This is a genomic window from Paenibacillus nuruki, assembly GCF_963311185.1.
Lineage (GTDB): Bacteria > Bacillota > Bacilli > Paenibacillales > Paenibacillaceae > Saccharibacillus > Saccharibacillus nuruki.
Genome location: NZ_OY725677.1, coordinates 4,615,365 through 4,634,244, shown reverse-complemented (window position 1 = coordinate 4,634,244; position 18,880 = coordinate 4,615,365). Strand labels below are relative to the sequence as shown.

The 18,880-nt window shown below is 40.1% G+C and carries 15 protein-coding genes; 5 read left to right on the top strand and 10 right to left on the bottom strand.

Features of this window, described 5'->3' with window-relative positions; translation table 11 throughout:
• Positions 1–320: 320 nt before the first annotated feature.
• From RCP16_RS20555 to RCP16_RS20540, 4 genes are all read left to right on the top strand, one after another.
• Positions 321–1,181 carry a PRD domain-containing protein gene (locus tag RCP16_RS20555; protein WP_069328057.1) on the top strand — a complete coding sequence of 287 codons (861 nt, stop codon included), beginning with the start codon at positions 321–323 and terminating at the stop codon, positions 1,179–1,181.
• A gap of 124 nt (positions 1,182–1,305) precedes the next feature.
• Positions 1,306–2,808, top strand: a complete 1,503-nt coding sequence (gene nagE / locus RCP16_RS20550; protein WP_308641210.1) for an N-acetylglucosamine-specific PTS transporter subunit IIBC — start codon at positions 1,306–1,308, stop codon at positions 2,806–2,808.
• Positions 2,809–2,949: 141 nt separating this feature from the next.
• Positions 2,950–3,402 carry a DUF4385 domain-containing protein gene (locus RCP16_RS20545; RefSeq protein WP_308641209.1) on the top strand — a complete coding sequence of 151 codons (453 nt, stop codon included), beginning with the start codon at positions 2,950–2,952 and terminating at the stop codon, positions 3,400–3,402.
• Positions 3,403–3,463: 61 nt separating this feature from the next.
• Positions 3,464–4,498: a methyltransferase domain-containing protein gene (locus RCP16_RS20540; protein WP_069328053.1), complete on the top strand. Its 1,035-nt coding sequence runs from the start codon at positions 3,464–3,466 to the stop codon at positions 4,496–4,498.
• Here the strand turns inward: RCP16_RS20540 and hcp are convergent.
• From hcp to RCP16_RS20500, 8 genes are all read right to left on the bottom strand, one after another.
• Complete coding sequence (gene hcp, locus RCP16_RS20535; RefSeq protein ID WP_308641208.1) at positions 4,495–5,781, bottom strand: hydroxylamine reductase; 1,287 nt, start codon at positions 5,779–5,781, stop codon at positions 4,495–4,497. The two genes, RCP16_RS20540 and hcp, sit on opposite strands and share 4 nt — an antisense overlap.
• 192 nt (positions 5,782–5,973) lie before the next feature.
• Entirely contained in the window at positions 5,974–7,389 is a 1,416-nt protein-coding gene (locus tag RCP16_RS20530; protein WP_069328051.1) for an MATE family efflux transporter, read from the bottom strand.
• A 348-nt stretch (positions 7,390–7,737) separates the two neighbouring features.
• The gene (locus RCP16_RS20525; RefSeq protein WP_273592649.1) at positions 7,738–8,592 is read right to left on the bottom strand and encodes a stalk domain-containing protein; all 855 of its coding nucleotides are present in this window, start codon (positions 8,590–8,592) and stop codon (positions 7,738–7,740) included.
• Between the two features lie 108 nt (positions 8,593–8,700).
• Positions 8,701–11,262: a glycoside hydrolase family 32 protein gene (locus tag RCP16_RS20520; RefSeq protein WP_308641207.1), complete on the bottom strand. Its 2,562-nt coding sequence runs from the start codon at positions 11,260–11,262 to the stop codon at positions 8,701–8,703.
• 46 nt (positions 11,263–11,308) lie between these two features.
• Positions 11,309–12,778, bottom strand: coding sequence for a glycoside hydrolase family 32 protein (locus RCP16_RS20515; RefSeq protein WP_308641206.1), 1,470 nt, complete (start codon positions 12,776–12,778; stop codon positions 11,309–11,311).
• 45 nt (positions 12,779–12,823) lie between these two features.
• Entirely contained in the window at positions 12,824–14,401 is a 1,578-nt protein-coding gene (locus RCP16_RS20510) for an ABC transporter substrate-binding protein (RefSeq protein WP_137223176.1), read from the bottom strand.
• 36 nt (positions 14,402–14,437) lie between these two features.
• Positions 14,438–15,319, bottom strand: a complete 882-nt coding sequence (locus tag RCP16_RS20505) for a carbohydrate ABC transporter permease (protein ID WP_069328046.1) — start codon at positions 15,317–15,319, stop codon at positions 14,438–14,440.
• 14 nt (positions 15,320–15,333) lie between these two features.
• A complete protein-coding gene (locus tag RCP16_RS20500; RefSeq protein ID WP_285097523.1) occupies positions 15,334–16,266 on the bottom strand; it encodes an ABC transporter permease in 933 nt (310 codons plus the stop codon).
• A 359-nt stretch (positions 16,267–16,625) separates the two neighbouring features.
• Between RCP16_RS20500 and RCP16_RS20495 the strand changes: the two genes are divergently transcribed.
• Complete coding sequence (locus RCP16_RS20495) at positions 16,626–17,690, top strand: LacI family DNA-binding transcriptional regulator (RefSeq protein WP_308641205.1); 1,065 nt, start codon at positions 16,626–16,628, stop codon at positions 17,688–17,690.
• Between the two features lie 65 nt (positions 17,691–17,755).
• On the opposite strand, the gene RCP16_RS20490 is transcribed toward RCP16_RS20495, so the two are convergent.
• Together RCP16_RS20490 and RCP16_RS20485 are read right to left on the bottom strand one after the other, a co-directional pair.
• Complete coding sequence (locus RCP16_RS20490) at positions 17,756–18,406, bottom strand: stalk domain-containing protein (RefSeq protein ID WP_308641204.1); 651 nt, start codon at positions 18,404–18,406, stop codon at positions 17,756–17,758.
• Positions 18,407–18,521: 115 nt separating this feature from the next.
• Positions 18,522–18,764 carry a NarK/NasA family nitrate transporter gene (locus RCP16_RS20485; RefSeq protein ID WP_137223184.1) on the bottom strand — a complete coding sequence of 81 codons (243 nt, stop codon included), beginning with the start codon at positions 18,762–18,764 and terminating at the stop codon, positions 18,522–18,524.
• Between the last annotated feature and the right edge of the window lie 116 nt (positions 18,765–18,880).

Below are 18,880 nucleotides of genomic sequence, written 5' to 3'. Positions count from 1 at the left end.
TCAAGGTTTTTATGCAAAATATGATGAATAAACTTTATTTTATTGAATAATCCTGTACTTTTGGAAAATATTCGAGATTTTCCGTAAAATATAACCTTGACGATCATTTGCGATCGTTATATGCTACATGATGAAATCGCATTCAAAACTTTAAAATCTATCGGCGTGTTACCATATTATGGGCATGAGCCAAGCAACGAATATCAGATGCTGTAGACCATTCTACACGTTTATTATTCGTGACTTGGCTCTTTTTTGCGTATTCATTATTTGCCGGATTGAATCTATAAGCTTAGCGGGATTTAAAGGGGGCTTCATCTATGAGTAAAGAGAGTATATGGCTATCTGTGCAGAGGGTAGTTGGCAATAACATCGTGATGGCTTTTGATGAAACAACAGATATAGAATATGTTTTGCTCGGTAAAGGACTGGGCTTTGCTGCTAAAAATCTAACGACCCTTTCCACTGACGATGATCGCATCGAAAAGCGATTTCGGTTGGAAGATCGTGAACAACTGATGAATCATCCTAGCTTTTTTGAAGATATTGATCATAAAGCAATGGAAGTCTCGGATCAGATTATTCAAATGATCGAAAAGCGGTTCAACAAAACGCTTCATAACAAAATCTATTTGGCATTACCGAGCCATATTCAGTTCACTGTCTATCGGATACGCCACCATATGGAGATTACGAATCCTTTTCTGTATGAGACTCAAGTCTGTTTTCCGCAAGAATATGAAGTTGCTCTACAAGCGTTGCAGATGATCTGTAGTGCTTTTGATATTACGATTCCTGAAGATGAAGCAGGGTTTCTAACGTATCATATTCATTCAGCTGTCAGTCATGTGCCTGTTGGACAATTGGTGAAAATGTCTACATTACTCGGCAAATTGCAAAAGATGATCGAGCAAGAGAAACAGATTACCTTTCAGCAAGGCAGTATGAATCAAGTACGCTTAATGATTCACTTACGCTTTTCTTTAGAACGTATCGTCCAAGGATCACTGGTTGAAAATCTGTTGATTCAGCCGATACGAGAACAGTATGCCGAAGAATATATACTAGCCAATCAAATGAAAGTTGTGATGGAGAAAGAGCTTAACGTCTCAATACCTGAAGATGAGGTTTGCTTTTTGACTATGCATTTATACCGATTATTTCGAACGTATCAACCCTAATCCGTATCTGCAAGACCGTATAATCAGCTATCTTGCACAGCCAAGATATAGAATTTCTTTCTATTTTGGTTGTGCATGATGTATACAAAGTACACTCATTACATCTATTTAAGGGGGATTACCTATGTTAGGATTTTTGCAGAAGATTGGACGTTCTTTAATGCTTCCAGTCGCTACACTTCCTGCCGCAGCTATTTTACAAGGGTTGGGATTGTTAAATTATGAGACTGATATTCCGTTAGGATCAACAGTCGGTGGATTTATTAATCATTATATTACTCCATTCTTGACAGCAGGCGCAGGTGCGATCTTTGGTAATCTGGCTTTGATCTTTGCGATTGGGGTAGCGATCGGTATTGCTCGTGATGCAGTAGCAGCGCTATCCGCAGTCATTTCATATCTAATCTTAGTCAAAATATTAAGTATTGTGCCTACGATATTCGGTTATATTGCTGATGATGTAAAATTAGATATGGGCGTGCTCGGCGGGATACTGGTCGGACTGTGGTCAGCATATCTATACCAACGCTTTTACAATATTAAATTACCAGACTGGTTAGGTTTCTTTGCAGGTAAGCGCTTTGTACCGATGATTACTGCATTTACTACAATCATTCTTGCTACATTGTTCGGTATGATCTGGAGTCCTATTCAAGATGGGATTGCGATTTTTGGTACATGGGTTGTAGGGCTTGGCGGGCTTGGTGCTTTTATATTCGGGATGGCGAACCGCTTACTCGTTCCGATCGGACTGCATCATGTATTGAATTCGATTGCTTGGTTCCAAATTGGTGATTACACCAATGCTGCTGGTGAAGTAGTACATGGCGATTTAACACGCTTTTTCGCAGGCGATCCATCAGCAGGAATGTTTATGTCTGGCTTCTTCCCGATTATGATGTTTGCTTTACCAGCGGCGGCATTTGCGATTATTCATACCGCTCGTCCTGAAAAACGTAAAGCCGTAGCTTCAATCTTTATCGGTTCTGCGATAGCGTCCTTTTTAACAGGGATTACAGAACCTTTAGAATTTGCATTTATGTTCGTAGCACCAGGGTTGTATCTGGTACATGCTATTTTGACAGGCTTATCCGGTCTGGTAATGTATCTACTGAATGTCAAATTAGGATTCGGTTTCTCAGCAGGTCTAATCGATTACCTTGTGAATATGAAATTAGCTACGCATCCACTGATTATGATCCCAGTGGGACTTGCTTTTGCAGTCGTTTACTATACCCTATTCCGATTCTTGATCGTGAAATTCAATCTCAAAACGCCGGGTCGTGAAGATGACGAAGCTGTAGTAGATCTCCAAAAAACATCTTCTGATCCGTTAACACCATCTGCGGCAATCAGTGCACAGCCAACGATTAGCGCTAATGATAGTCAAGCGGCTCAAGTGTTGCATCAACTAGGAGGTTCTCCAAATATCGAGAGTATTGATGCTTGTATTACTCGTCTACGTCTGGTCGTCAAAGACGATCGTCAAGTCAACGATAGTGAACTCCGTAAGCTTGGAGCAGCAGGTGTGATGCGACTAGGACAAGGCGCTGTACAGGTGATTTTCGGAACCAAATCAGATGCACTCAAAGATGAAATTAAAGATATTATGGGTGATCATTCGTAATATTGCCATCCTAATTCAGTACAACAAAAAGCAGATATTCTCTTTTGATAGAGTATCTGCTTTTTGTTATTTGCAAACTGACATAAAAAACGACAAATCGGGTAATAGAGAGTTACCTATCTATACAAAGGAGTTCTTAGTATGCCTGAAAAATTTGATTATACCTTAGACTATACGAAGCTAGATCTACGCCAACAACCCGAATTATATCGAGTCGGTAAAGGAGAGCAAGGTGTATTGATGGTGGAACCTTATAAAGGTGAAATCTTACCTCACTGGCGCTTCAAAACACCGGAGATTGCTACCGAATCTTCTGAGAAAATCTATGCGATGTTTCTAGACTATAAGGAAAAACAAGATTTTATCGGGATGGATATGGCTCGCAAATTTCTACAAATGGGTTATACGCGTGCACGCCGTTATACCAATCACAAAGGCGGTCGTAAATATGATGAAAATGGCGAAGTTCTTCCTTATACCGACGATCCTATCAAAGCGGAAGCCGCTCGTATTTTCAAAGTAAAATGGGAGGAAGCCAAAGTCGACCCTGATTATATTCGCATGAAAAAAGAACATCAGCAAAAATACGGTTGATGTTCTTCTGATCGTTCATGATATGATTGAGTATAATTTCACACAAAAGGACGATGATTTTTTGAAAATCAATGAACTTTCCAAACGTCTGGGTATCTCGACACGTACAATCCGCTTTTACGAACAAAACGGTCTGTTGCCTTCTGTACAGCGTGAACACAATCAGTATCGTATCTTTGTCGAAGAAGATATCTGGCGCTTGCAGACGATTATAGCGCTTCGTGAAGCAGGTATGGCGATCAAAGAGATTAAGCAAGCGTTAGAACCACAAGGATTACCGGATAGTCAGCGATTACGTTATTATCTGGAACTACAACGTTCTCTGCTGACAACACAGTGGTTAGAAATGAAACGTATGGCTGAAACGACCGAGCAGATGATTGATTTATTACAGACTCAGCAGACTTTGCCGATTCAAGAGATTTATCATCTGGCGGATCAAGCCAAACATTTGCGTGAATTGCGTCAGAACTGGCAAGACCAATGGAACTTTGATCAGCGTGCTCAGACGCATGATGAAGACGTACAGACCCGGAGCGAAGATTATCCGCATTATGAGCAAGCACTAACGTATACAGCAGAATTGATTCATGCGACTTCAGGTGAACATGGACTGGATCTAGGGATCGGTACAGGCAATCTTGCCGGTCGATTATTAACCTCAGGCGCTCATCTATCGGGTGTCGATCAATCGCAGGAAATGTTGAAGCAGTGCCAGAACAAGTTCCCTATGATCGAGACACGAATAGGTAATGTGCTTGCCATCCCTTATCCAGATAACCATTTCCATTTTGTCGTATCTAGTTTTACCTTTAACCATTTGAATCCACAACAGCAATTGCTTGCATTGACTGAGATTCATCGGGTACTCAAGCCACATGGACGGCTTTGTCTGACAGACCGTATTGTTGTGCATTCCGCGATTACCGATGATTCATTAAGTACATCGTCTGCAAGCGATCTTGGACTGCAATCTACATATCATGAATTACAACATCCTGCTGTACTGGAGTGGTTTGAAGAACACTTTTATATGACCAACTATTATACGATAGAACAAGAAGTAGGTTGTCTGCTTGCGGTTTCTTTACATTAAGAAAGTATATCTGCCATATCGGTGGCCGCATCACCAATTAATTTCAATCCAAATGTCGATTGTAAAACGTCCATTACACCGTCTGAAATAAACTCGGGTGGCTTCGGCCCGATTCGAATATCTTGAATCCCTAGACTGAATAATCCTAGCAAAATAGCGACTGCTTTCTGCTCAAACCACGACAACACAATACTGACAGGCAATTCCGCCATCGTACAACCGAACGCTTCGGCTAGTGCCATAGCTATTTTAACAGTAGAGCCCGAGTTGTTACATTGTCCCAAGTCCATATAGCGCGGAATATCTGTACCCGGCACAGTGCCATAATCGACATCATTAAAGCGGAATTTACCACAAGAAGTAGTTAAGATAACGGTGTCTTGTGGAAGAGAAGTCGCAAGCTCCCGATAATAATCGCCACCTTTACCCGCCGCATCACAGCCTGCGATCACGAAGAAATGACGGATCTTTTTACTTTGAACGGCTTCGATAATCTCAGGGGCTAATCCAAGTACATTCGCATGATGATAACCTGTCGTCATAACAGCATCAGACTGCATATGTGCTTCAGGCAAAGAAAGCGCTTTGGCGATTACTTCACTAAAGTCTTCGGTCTCTATCTTGGTCACCCCTTCTAAGCCTGTTACCCCATAAGTGAAAAAGCGGTGCGCATAACTGCCTTTGATCGGCATCACACAGTTGGTTGTGGCTAAGATCGCTCCGGGAAAATTCTCAAATAAACGGCGCTGATCATACCATGCTTTGCCGATATTGCCTTTAAGATGGGTGTACTTTTTGAGATGAGGATAACCGTGAGCAGGCAACATTTCAGAGTGAGTGTAGATATTGATGCCCAATCCTTCAGTCTGTTGTAATAGAGCTTCTAAAGCAAATAAATTATGACCGGTAACCACGATACATTTCCCTTCCACTTGATTCGAGCTTACTGTCACTGGCTGGGGAATCCCAAAGCGGTCGGTATGGGCTTGATCGAGTGTATCCATAATATGAAGAGTGGCTTGTCCTACTTGTAAAGCCATATCGATATGTTCTTGTACATTAAAGTTCGAATTGGTTAACGTCAAATAGAGTGCTTCATGCGTAATACGATCGACTTCTGGATGGGTATATCCCAATTGACGAGCATGAGTCGCATAAGCGGCAACCCCTTTGAGCCCGAAAATGATCGTATCTTGTAGACTGGCGACTGTCTCATTTTTCCCGCATACCCCGATCACTTTGCATCCACCTGATGGTGTCTGTTCACATTGATAACAAAACATGATGTATATCCCCCTTAGTTGTATTGTTCACTTGGCTCAAGCATAGCTCGCTACCACAAACCGCAGGGTGATTGTAATCACTATTTGCAAAATAGAATAAAAAAACCGCTTGAATCCCCCTCTACGATTGTAGAAAAAGACTCAAACGGTTGGTAAATTGCATTTATTTTTTATCCATAAAATTAGATTCTGTTATACAGGTGCTACAGCTGGGACATTTTCTCTGGATTCCGGTTCATCATGCTGGATAAGAGAATGTTTTTCCCATGCTCTGCTCTTCCAGCGGAAGTACATAATAACAGCACGTACCCATTCATCTGCCGCAATCGCTAACCAGATTCCTGCAAGTCCCAAGTTCATTTTGAAAACAAATAAATAGCCGAGCGGTAAACTCATACATACCATCGAGATCAGTCCCATATAGACAGGGAACTTGGCATCTCCTGAAGCACGTAACGAGTTAATAATCACAATATTACAGGTTCGTCCGGTCTCCAGTAAGAAACTGAGCAGTATGACCTGTGAAGCCATTCGAATAATTTCAGGGTTGTCGGTGAACATGCCGATCAGTGGCACACGGAAAATGATAATCAAAATATCCATCACCAGTGTAGCCGCCATCGCCCATTTCACACTCGACCATACCCGTTTGTACGCTTGATCTTTCAGATTTGCTCCGACTAAGCGACCAACAATAATCGCTGTACCCATACCAATCGCAATACTGAACAGATAGATAAAGGTTGAAATATTATTAGCATATTGACGCGAAGCCATTGCTTCACTACCTAGATACGTTACATAGAATACGAAGACAAGCTGGCATAATTGATAAGTGACTTGTTCAACCGCAGAAGGCACGCCAATTTTCAAAATTTGCATAATATATTTCTTGGTCATACGGAAGTAATCTTTAATCTGAATACGTACTTCCATCACACGATACAATAACCAGAAGAAGATCACGGCACAGATCAGACGACTGACAATCGTCGAGATTGCTGCACCTTGTACACCCATTTGTGGCAGACCCCAGTGACCGAAGATCAACAAGTAGTTACCCACAACGTGAATCACGTTCATAAATACCGATACAAACATTGTTTCTTTGGTAAATCCATACGTACGAATGACAGCTGCTAATGTGTTGATGAGTGCTTGTAAGAAAATCGCTCCACCGACAATAGCAATATAACTTTTAGCAAGAGCAAGAATTTCACCTTGCAAGTGCATTTTCTCCATTAAATATCCGCCAAGTAATAGGAAGGTACCACTGAGCAACAATCCTACTGCCAAATTAAGCGTAATCGCTACAGCGGTGATACGACTTGCTTCTAATACTTTACGAGAACCTATATACTGTGCGACAACGATTGCTGCTCCGTTACCGATCACTTCTAATACTAATATAGCGATAGAAATAACCTGATTGGATGTGCCGACAGCTGCGACTGCATTATCCGATACATCACTTAACATTAAAGTATCAACAATCCCCATTAACATGAACAGAAATACTTCTAAAAAGATTGGCCATGTTAACCGGAAAAGGTTAAATTGTTTGTTAATCACTGCATTGCTTTCATTGGTGGATGTCATAGCGCTCATGAGATCACCTTCCTTTTGTTCGTATTCGGGTGTTACTTATACAGGCAATCCAGCCTGCTTCACTTCACGCTTTTGCATGAATGTTTCAAAACAATTCCGACGGTTTCCTCTCAAACTCTTGGTATCTTAGCACACTATTTTTGCGATTGCACTACCTATTTTGAAATTTTCTGAAAATTTTACATGTTTTTTGATTCTAAACCTCAAAAATGGGTATTGTGAAGCTTTTCTCATGAAAAGAGCTCATTTTCAATCATTTTACAGTATCGTTTCCACGCTATGATCAACAAAAAAGCATACGATCCTTGAATACTCATAGGATCGTATGCTTTCATAATCAAATGATAATTATTGTTGTACTAAAGTGACTCGAATCTGGTTGTATCCCGGAGCGATCGAACGTGGATTTCCTTGAATAGAAAATCCAAATGCATTATTTTTGGTGCCTACAAGACTCAGTGTATCCGGCTGAATACGAGTATTCGATTCTACTACACCTTGAGCTCCATAATAAGCTTGATACGCATTACCGAGCGTAACTAGATCCATCTGTGTTGCATAGATCATTAACAATTGCTTTTTATCGCCTGCTACCGATTCTCTTAGACTGATTGATGTCGTATCCGATGGAAACGGGAAATCAAGCGGTAAGTACTTGGTTGTAATCAATGGTGTATTTACCACACTAAGCGCTGGATTAACAGGGACAACACTGGTCACTACTTCGGGTGCTGTTCCTGCTACATCGATTCTGCCGCTATCATTAGGATTTAATGTCTCTATAACTGGTGGCGGTGTGGTTGCAGAAGGTGTAGATGTATTGATGCTATTTTTTTCATTTACAGTTGGAGTTGTAGGGGCAACATTAGGAGTGGTCGAAGTACTAGCTGGTTTGCTGGTAGCACTGGACGACTTAGGCATGATTGAAATTTTATTATTACTTGAATCATAATTAACATCTGTATTTAAAGCTTCACTGATCGAACGCACTGGTAAATAAGTCGTTCCTTGATACACAATAGGAGATAATGATTCTCCATTGGGTCCGGTCGGCTTGTAGGCTTTACCACTGACTTCAATATTAAGATTGTGATTGAGCGACGCTGTGATACTTTCTAATGTAGAACTTGCATAGACTCCGGCTGATCCAGTTAACGCCATAGCCGCTATATAAATAGGAATAATCCACTTCTTTTTAGACATATTTGTTCCCCTCCTGCTGATTACTAATGAAGTTAGTATTAGTAATATCGGTCAGCAGAAGTGAAACAATTATATGTTAGAACTGGATTAAAATAGTTTTTATTAATATTAGGGTTTCCAGATACTTTGTAGACGATATACATTTAAGTTGATAATTTTAATTTCTCCATTTTTGCTATACAAACGCATCCCTGTATCTTGTGGATCTGGCAAAATCAAATCAGAAAAAACGACTTGCCCCTGATTAGCAAACACCTCAACTGAAGAAGCATCTACAAAGATACGTAAGTGAATTCGATTGTTGATCGGTTGCACTGTCGCGGCATGCCTTTTCGAAAATAACTCGGCAAAGCTTGTGTTGCCTGACAATGATCGATCAATAAATAAAGACTGATCTGCATGGATATAACCGATGTCTGTTTGATGCTGGTTGCCTGTACGAACTTCAAATCCCCATGCTTGTGCTGGCTGACTCACCGGCAATTCAATCTCAGCTTCAATCTCATAACTACCTTCTTGAAGACCGGCTAACGGATTAGCAGATTGTTCTGAGATAACCTGATTAGAAATAGTACGTATTGGCGTTCGCAAAGAAGACAATTCGGTCAGCGGTTTTTGAAATAATCGCAATCCTTCGCTCGTCTGCTGAAGTGATAATTCTCGTGGAATGGTCATTTCACCTTTCCAAGCTGTGGTAGGAAAAGCAAACGGGTAATCCCAGTTCGTCATCCATGCCAGTGTAATTCGTCGTCCATCGGGAACATTCGCAAATGAAGTAGCGGCATAGAACTCTTTGCCCCAGTCTATTTTCAAAACGTTGCCGACCGGATTATTATTGGTAAATGTACCTTCAGCCGTTAGATCACCTATAAAGTATTCTGCATCAGAGCCTGCTGTTTTGGGATTCGCTCCTGTACTGATCATCAATACCCATTTGATATTTCCTTGATGATCCCGCAGAGGAAATAAGTCAGGGCATTCCCATACTCCGCCATGAATATAATCTCCATAACCGAAATTATCAGTCCATGTCCAATCGATTAGGTTCTTCGATGTAAAGAAACGAATATGATCTCCACCGGAGACTACCATCACCCAACGTTGATTGACTTCATCCCGAACCACTTTAGGATCACGGAAATCCCATCCACCTGCTTCAGTAGACGTATAGCCTGGATTTTGGATCACAATAGGATGTTCTTTGGAATATTGCCATGTTCGTCCTCGATCAGTACTGTAGGCTAATCCTATTTTCTGATTACCGTTAGGCGCATCAGGATCGTAAGAAGTATAGTAAGCAACCAATCCTTTACCTCCGGAAGAGCCGAATAGACCGGAAGCATTGGTAGTATCGGCTATCGCTGCTCCTGACCAGATATGCCCTAGATCGTTCCATTTCAGAGCAAACGGTAGCCTTTTCCAGTGGACAAGATCAGTACTGACCGAATGTCCCCATTGTCCTCCATCTTGATAAAATAAATGATATTCCCCTTCAAAATAGACCAATCCATTCGGATCACTGATCCAATTTCGTGAAGCAGAATAATGATATTGCGGACGGTACTTTTCTGTATACTCATCTGCCGGTGACGTCACAAATAAGTCTTGAAAAATAACCTGACCTCCTTGGGCAAGCATACCTGTATAACCTTTGGTGTAACTACTATCTGTAGCTTGAATAGCAGCCGGTGTATATCCATCGACAAAGACTTGGATACGATTTTGGATCATCCGAATCTCTAGATGATGGTTACTATTAGGTTGATGAATATACTGCTGAGTTGATTTGGCAATCAGAGTGCCATTTCTTTTTTTCAATTCCACCCCAATCGTATTGCCTTGATGACGTAGCTGGACTACATAACCATTGGTTCCTTTATCATTGGCGTGAAAGATTAGACCTGCGGTTGTTCCCTGTATATTATTAGCAAAAGAAATATCTGCTTCGGCTATCAAATCGGTTGAACGCAGATTGTACAGTTGCAATGCTTCTTGCGTTGCAGTCACTATTTTGCCTTTGATATGAGGCATCCATACTCCTGTTGTTAGTAGGGACGTAGTCAGATTGGTATTGAGATCACTTATAATAACATTTTGAAACGTAGCGCTCCCATCCCATACATGCAAGCCCAGATGACCTGAACGATAAGCAGTATCAGTCACTTGCATCACAGGTCGATATTGTTTGTCCCAATAGACACTAAGCTGATCGCCTTCTGCTTTGACTTTCACATGATAAGTCTGCCCTGCTTGCAGGTCTACAGGATACGATTGCTGTAATGTACCACTTGTCCCTGAAGAATTAAGCAACTGAATCTGACCGGATGTCGGCATGACCTTCAACCAGTAGCCAGCTGACCCTTCAGCATTCGAGCGGAAAATAAGTGAAGCATCGGTCTGTGGATTTTGAATCGTCACATCTGCTTCGTACACAAAGTCAGTTGATACTGTCGCTGAAAGGGCTTTCACATTTTCTTTGGGATCGGAAGTAAGCACGATCCCCGCTGTTGTATCTTTCATTGTTCCTTTGTCCTTTATCGTCCATGAATGTAGATTAGTCTTCGCTTGTGCTGGTATAGCCCAGACAACGCTTAGACCACATAACAACATCAACATGGTAATCATTTTCCATCTATACTTGTTCAGAGATAAGATACCCATAGGTTTCATTATTTTATTCCTCTCTGTTAACGTATCATAAGACTCATCCTATTGATTAAGAGGACATGAACTGATAGATATGAAATGAAGATAATGGTAAATGCTGATCTCGTGATTGGATGCCAAGCCCTTGAGCATCATGATCTGGAAAAATAAGATCTGTCATCGCTACTTGCCCATCATTAGCAAAGACTTCGATTGAAGAACGATCCACATAGATCTGAAGCTCAATCGTCGATAGATTATGATCAACTTTGGCGGTATGTCTACCTGCAAAATCTTGATGGAAAGTATGATCTCCTGAATGACTACGATCAATATAGACTTCGCTTGCATCTCCTTCATAACCTACAACGGTCACTTGATCCTGTGATGATGATGCACGTAATTGTAGAGCAAAAGTAGATGTTATATCTGCTGTAATTTGGATTTCGTAACTATCCATTTGCAGTGATGCTAGCTTGGCTTGAACTTCGGCTAGCGTTGTATTTTCCAGTGTGACGATAGGGCTACGCATCGTATTGATTTCTTGTACAGGTCGCTGAATCAGTGTTATCCCTTGGGCACGTTGTTCTAATGTGATTTCCCGTGGAATAGACATCGCTCCACGCCATTGTTCGGTTGGTGTAAGATTGGCATATTTCCAATTGCTCATCCAGCCGATACAGATTCGTCGTCCATCTTCTACTGGAATATCCGACCAACATACACCTGCATAATGATCTCGTCCGTAATCTAGCCAGCGAATCTCTTGCGAAGAATCATCCGGTGTAAATGTAACCCCATCAAACTCTCCCATAAAATATTGCGTGCGTGATCCTTCGATAAAGTCATCACTACTTCCAATACTCACTAGCATCACCCATTTGGTTGTTGCCGCATCACCATCTACCATTAATGGGAACAAGTCAGGGCACTCCCAGACTCCTGCATGTGATCCAATACCGTCTCCAAATTCACTCAGAAATGTCCATTCTTTCAAATTCGGTGAACCGTACAAATGCACCGTCTGTCCACAAGCCAAAATCATAATCCAGCGTGCAGTCTCTTGATGCCAGAATACTTTAGGATCACGAAAATCAATCAATTCATCGTGTTCCAATACAGGGTTACCTTCATACTTGATCCATGTTCGTCCTGCATCATGACTGTAAGCTAGACTTTGTCGTTGCTGAATATGATCCAGCTCGTAATTATGATCATGATGAGTAAATATAGCGACTAATCCAGATTGACCGTTAAAAAAGCCTGTTGTATCATGCCAATCCACAACTGCACTTCCTGAAAAAATAGTTCCATGCTCATCAGGTGCAAGCGCAATCGGCTGTTCTTGCCAGTTCACTAAGTCTGAACTGATCGCGTGTCCCCAATGCATAGGTCCCCATACCGTTCCATCAGGATGATATTGAAAAAACAGATGATATTCATCATTAAAGTATACTAATCCATTAGGATCATTGATCCATCCTTGTTGCGGAGTAAAGTGATACAGTGGACGATATTTTTCTTGAGATTGAGTGATCATAGTATAAGCTCCTTTTTTGACCTTATTGGTAGTATTTATTGTTGATTATTGTTGGTTACGATCATATCCAGATTGTTTAATTTGGAGCCATTCTTGTAGCCCTAGACGATCCAATTCTTGTAGGTAAGTAGGCCACTCTTCATTCACTTTGCCATTTTGGTACCACTCTGTACGTTTGCGTTGTACATAAGCGAACAGATCTGTTTCTATAGTTGATAAACGATCCAACTCTTCGATTGAGAAGAATACTTTAGGATAAATATGATCGGCTTGCATATGAGGCACCATGACTTTTTTCATTAATTTCAAGCGACTTGCGGCATCGTCTGGCTTAGTCGTATATTTACCATAATATTCATCCAGAATCGCTAGAGGGCCAGCAATATTTGTTTTTTGACGTACTTCAACAGGTGCTGATCCTTCTAATGAAAGATGTTTTAACATGCCTTTCTTTTCATCGAATTTGAAAATGTTTTGCTCTTTGGTATCTCCGTACGTTCCCCAGTTATCTTGGATCGATTGTAATGGCTCATATAACTGGTCTATCCATTTGGCAGTTGCTTCTACTTGTTGATTGGTGCTAGTAATGACCATTTTGCCACGATCAAATCCAAGTCCATTGGTACGTGTAACATTGGTTTTCCCACTAGGGCCAGCTAAAGGATTCATCAGTTGGTAGTCATCATTGGGGCCTGTAATATTGGCTTTGTCCCATGTGAAATACAATCCGTAACGTTTGTCTTTTCCTTTAGCTAGATACGTATTCCAATCTTGCTGTGAAGATTCTACATCGATTAACCCTTCCTGATATAAGCTATGAATATAGTTAATCGCATCTTTGTATCCATTATCAGAAGCTGTAAAGACTACTTTGCCATCGTTGGTAACGACCGTATGATCCCAGTTATCGCCAAGTCCGAAAGAGCCATATAAGAAGGTCAAATCTTCGCCACCCGGTTTATCAATAAAGGAAAGTGGAATTTCATCGGCTTCTCCATTACCGTTAGGATCTTGCGTTTTGAAAGCAATCAACACTTGTTTTAACTCTTCGGTTGTTGTTGGCATTTTCAAACCTAACTTTTTGAGCCATGCTTGATTGATCCATGGAAAATCATCGACTGATTGAATCGCTTCTTTCCCTGTACCTAGTTCTTCTATCCATGGGAAGGAATACATATGTCCATCTGGTGCTGTAAGCATTTTTTTGTATTCAGGTGCTGCTTTTAACACTTTTTGAAAATTAGGCATGTAATTGTTGATCAGATCATCTACAGGAATAATCACACCATCTTTAGCTAATTTGAGCAGATCGTAATCGGTATACCCTGCATCAAAGATACCGTCTGGAAGATCACCACTAGCTACGGCTAAATTACGCTTTTCGATAAATTGATCGGTCGTATAGTTTTTCCAATTGATATGGATTCCTGTTTTTTCTTCCAGACGCTTATTAATCAATTTATCGTTAGGATCAGCAGGTGCTAGCGCTGAACTTTGCGTCAAAAAATTCAATGTCACTTTACCATTAGCATCGGTAGTTGGATTAGATGAACCTGAATTACAACCTGTTAATAGTAGCGCTATCGTTAACCCGGAGATCGTTACTTTTTGCATAACTTTCATTATATTTGCCCCCATACTTGTATTTAGATGCTGTGCTTATTTCAGTGAACCGACCAGAACACCTTTTTCAAAGTACTTCTGGAAAAATGGATACATGATCAACAACGGTAGACTTGAGATCACAATCGAAGAATATTTAATCATCTCGGACAAACGTTTCAGCTCTGCCATCGCCAATTGATCCCCGATCATTCCTGGCATCGTCTGGTTCTGAATTAGAATCGAACGCAGTACCAATTGCAGTGGATACAACTTGGCATTATCCAGATAGATCATCGCATCAAAGTAAGAATTCCATTGCCCTACAAAAGCATAGAGCGCAATAACGAAAATAATCGGCTTCGATAACGGCAATACAATTCGGAAAAAGATTGTCGCATCGCTCGCTCCATCTACATTGGCTGCTTCTTTCAATTCATTAGGAATGCCTTTGAAAAAAGTACGTGCCAGAATAATATCCCAAACATTCACAATCCCCGGTAACAGGATCGCCCAGACCGTATCTAACATGCCTAGATTTTTCACTAATAAATAAGTAGGAATCAATCCGCCGCCAAAAAACATCGTTACAATAAACATCGTCATAAAAAGATTACGACCTTTTAATTCATTGACAGACAACGCATAGCCAGCAAATACCGACACGATAATCGTCAAAATTGAAAAGCTAACCGAGTAAAACACAGAATTGATAAATCCTCGGGTCATGGCTTCATTGCCTAAAATCTTGCGATACCCTTCCAGACTCCAACTGGATACATTAAACGAAATCCCTTTGTTCAATAGAGCGATCGGGTCCATAAAGGAAGCGATTACAATATAGATAAGCGGTACAATGATAATCAGTACACAGAACGTTAGCAAAATATAATTGATTCCAATAATAAATCGATCCATACGTGAAGACGCTAGATTCATCGCTTACACCTTCCTTAATAGAGCCCTTCGCCCTCATTGAGTTTTTTGACTACAAAGTTCACTGCTACTAATAAAAAGACGTTAATAACGGAGTTAAACAATCCAACAGCCGCAGAATAAGAATAATCGCCTGCTTGTAGCCCTACTTTGTAAACATAGGTTGAAATGATTTCTGAAGAAGGTAAATTCATCGAGGTCTGCATAAGATATGCTTTCTCGAAACCAATCGACATAATACCACCTGCTGCTAGAATAAATACAATCGCCATAATAGGTCTGATTGTAGGAAGATCAATATGAAGAATACGTTGGAAAATATTCGCCCCATCCAGACTAGCGGCATTATGTAGCTCAGGATCAACGCCTGCCAGAGCAGCTACGTAAATAATCGAAGACCATCCTGCGCCTTGCCAGATACCGGATAAAATATAAATCGATCTAAAATAACCAGGTTCCGACATAAACATTAACGGTTGACCAAATATGGCACTAACCAGTTGATTGATCGGACCAACAGGAGATAAGAAAATAAACAACATCCCTACAATAACAACAACTGATATAAAGTTAGGTGCGTACAAGATTAACTGTACATTTTTCTTTATTTTGGCTTGCCTTACTTGGTTTAACATCAGCGCTAATACAATAGGAATAGGAAAGCTACAAATAAGACCGAATAGACTCAACGAGATCGTGTTGGTAAAAATATCTGTAAAGTTCGGAGAGTTCAAAAATTTCTCGAAATATTTAAATCCGACCCAATCACTTCGCATAATGCCTTTGAGTGGACTGAAATCTTTAAATGCGATAACGGCTCCGTACATGGGTACATATTTGAATATAATAGTCAGGATCAGTGCCGGGGCTAACAAAGCATACAGAAAATAATGATTGTGCCTTTTCTTTAATGTTTTCCTGTGTGCGGTTTCACCTTTTCTTGCTTTTATTTTCTGTCCTACTCCATCCACATGCGTTCACTCCTTCAAGTCCTGTCCTGTATTTAGAAAGGGCTTACATTTTATTTTGCTTGACTCTGATTTACAATTTAACAAACAATTTGTTCATTCGTCAATACATTTTGTAAAAATAATATTTTACATTTGCATTTATTTAATTTACATTATGGATATAAATGAAGATATCACATGCGTAAAATGCACAAATTAAAGTTTACATTTGTAAACAAAAGTTGCTATTCAATACGAATTATTATACATTTAATACAAATAACGAATAAAAGAGATTATCCTAAATCTGTAATGATTTCTTTTGCAAATATAGGATGGTTAAAGGTGGACAAACGATCATGAAGAAAGAAAAAGTGACTATTCAGGATATTGCAGACGCTTTAAATATATCCCGTAATACCGCTTCCAAAGCTATTAATGGTAACGAGAACATTCCGATCGAAACACGAAATAAAGTCATTCAAAAAGCAGCTGAATTAAAATATAAACAATTTGCTTATGTAGAATCTGACTATTTAATGCCTAAGTCTACCGGTAACGTAGCTTTGTTAACGTCTAGCCTACCGAATAATTCACATTTTGGTACTTTGCTTATTAGTGGACTTGAAAAAAGAATCAGTATGGAAGGATATACGATTTCGATTCATATTGTGCGTGAAGCCGATATGCAGTCGCTAACTTTGCCGAATAACTTTGAAGCGTCCAAAGTGGATGGAATTATTTGCATCGAATTATTTGATAAAGAATACAGCCAAAAAATCACCAGTCTAGGTTTACCGACTATTTTTATAGACTGTGCAGTCGATTTAGCGTCTCCTTCATTACAAGCCGATCTTTTACTGATGGAAAATGAATACAGCGTCTATGAAATGACCAAACATTTAATTCAACAAGGGCATCAGCAGATTGGTTTTGTAGGCGATTACAATCACTGTAAAAGCTTCAATGAACGTTGGATCGGGTTTAACCGTGCTCTGTTAGAAGCAGGTGTCACTTTAGATCGTTCTTTTTGCATTTTAGGCAAAGACGAAGAAATTTTTAAAGCAAAAGACTGGATTGATCGTCAATTCAAAGCGATGACTCACAAACCTTCTGCTTTTATATGTACGAATGATTTTAGCGCTGTTCATCTTATGCAAGTGCTCAAAGCGAATCAAATTAAAATCCCTGAAGATATTGCAGTCTGTGGATTTGATGATGCTTCGGAATCTCGTATTGTAGAGCCCCCTTTAACGACAGTGCATATTTTCAGTAACGATATGGGAATACAAGCCGCAGAAACCTTATTAGCACGAATCAAAAATCCTACTCGTCCTTATCAGATCGCTCATATCCAGACTCATCCTATTTTTCGCGAATCTTCAGCCGTGGTACCGAAGTCTTCTCTTTCTTCCCGAGCATAACAAAAAGCTTGCAATCCTCCTGAGAACAAGGAGAACTGCAAGCTTTTTTGGTCATTCAGCTACTATTATTGCTCTTTCCAGACTACACTAATTTCGTAAGCACCTGTCTGATTAGTGATCGGTGAACTGTTAATCGATACCACAAAATCATTATCTTTAGAGCTTACAATGCTCAAGTTATCCGCTTCAATGATCTCACTCTTTTTGGTTACATCTTTGCTCAAATAATAGTCTTTATATGTATTGCCCAGTTCAAGTAGATTGGATTTGGTAGAGTACAACAGGGAAACCTGTTTTTTGTTATCTGCTACATTTTCAACTAGACTGACTTGCTTCGCATCTTTAGGAAAAGGAAAATCGGTTGGTAAATATTTCGTTTTGATTACAGCTGTGGAGACTGCTGGTGTAGCTGGTGTTCCTGTAGAAGAACCACTACCGATAATAACTTTGTTGCTTGCGGCATCAAAGCTAACTGGTATATTTAGCGCTTCACCAATAGAGCGTACAGGAAGATAAGTTGTTCCTTGATAAGAGATCGGAGCTAGTTTTTTGCCATTAGCTGTAGGCGTATATACTGAACCATTTACCTGAATCCCCAGACCATGATTAAGCGATGCTTTAATACTTTCCAAGTTCGTACCTGCATAGACTCCTGCTGATCCTGTTAAAGCCATACCTACAACTGCTGCTGTCACTAACCAATGCTTCTTCTTCATATAACAACCTCCTGAATATAGTAGTAACTCTATGTTATCAGGTCATGTTAGATTTGGAACCTTCTATAGCCCTATAAATGAATGCAATTTGAACTAAATTAACGATTTTTACAGTTTATTCTTCACGATTCCGTTGCTCTCGCTCAATCCGTTCTCTCATATGACGATCATATCCATTTTGGTGTAACCACACACTATTATTGACCTGTGCAATCTGCCCGATACCGAATAAAATACTGATCACAAGAAAGATAAGACCGTAAGCATACATAAAATATCCTAGATAAAAACACGTAATAATTCCGATAAAAACAACGATCGATAATCCCCAAAGGATACGGCGCATGACTTTTCTCATATGGTTCTCCCTGCTATTTTTGTATGATCTCTTAATGTCTTATATACGAAGATAATGGTATAAGCGATTCAAAATAATACACTGTCTATTTTTACTTATACATTTTGTTTGAAATA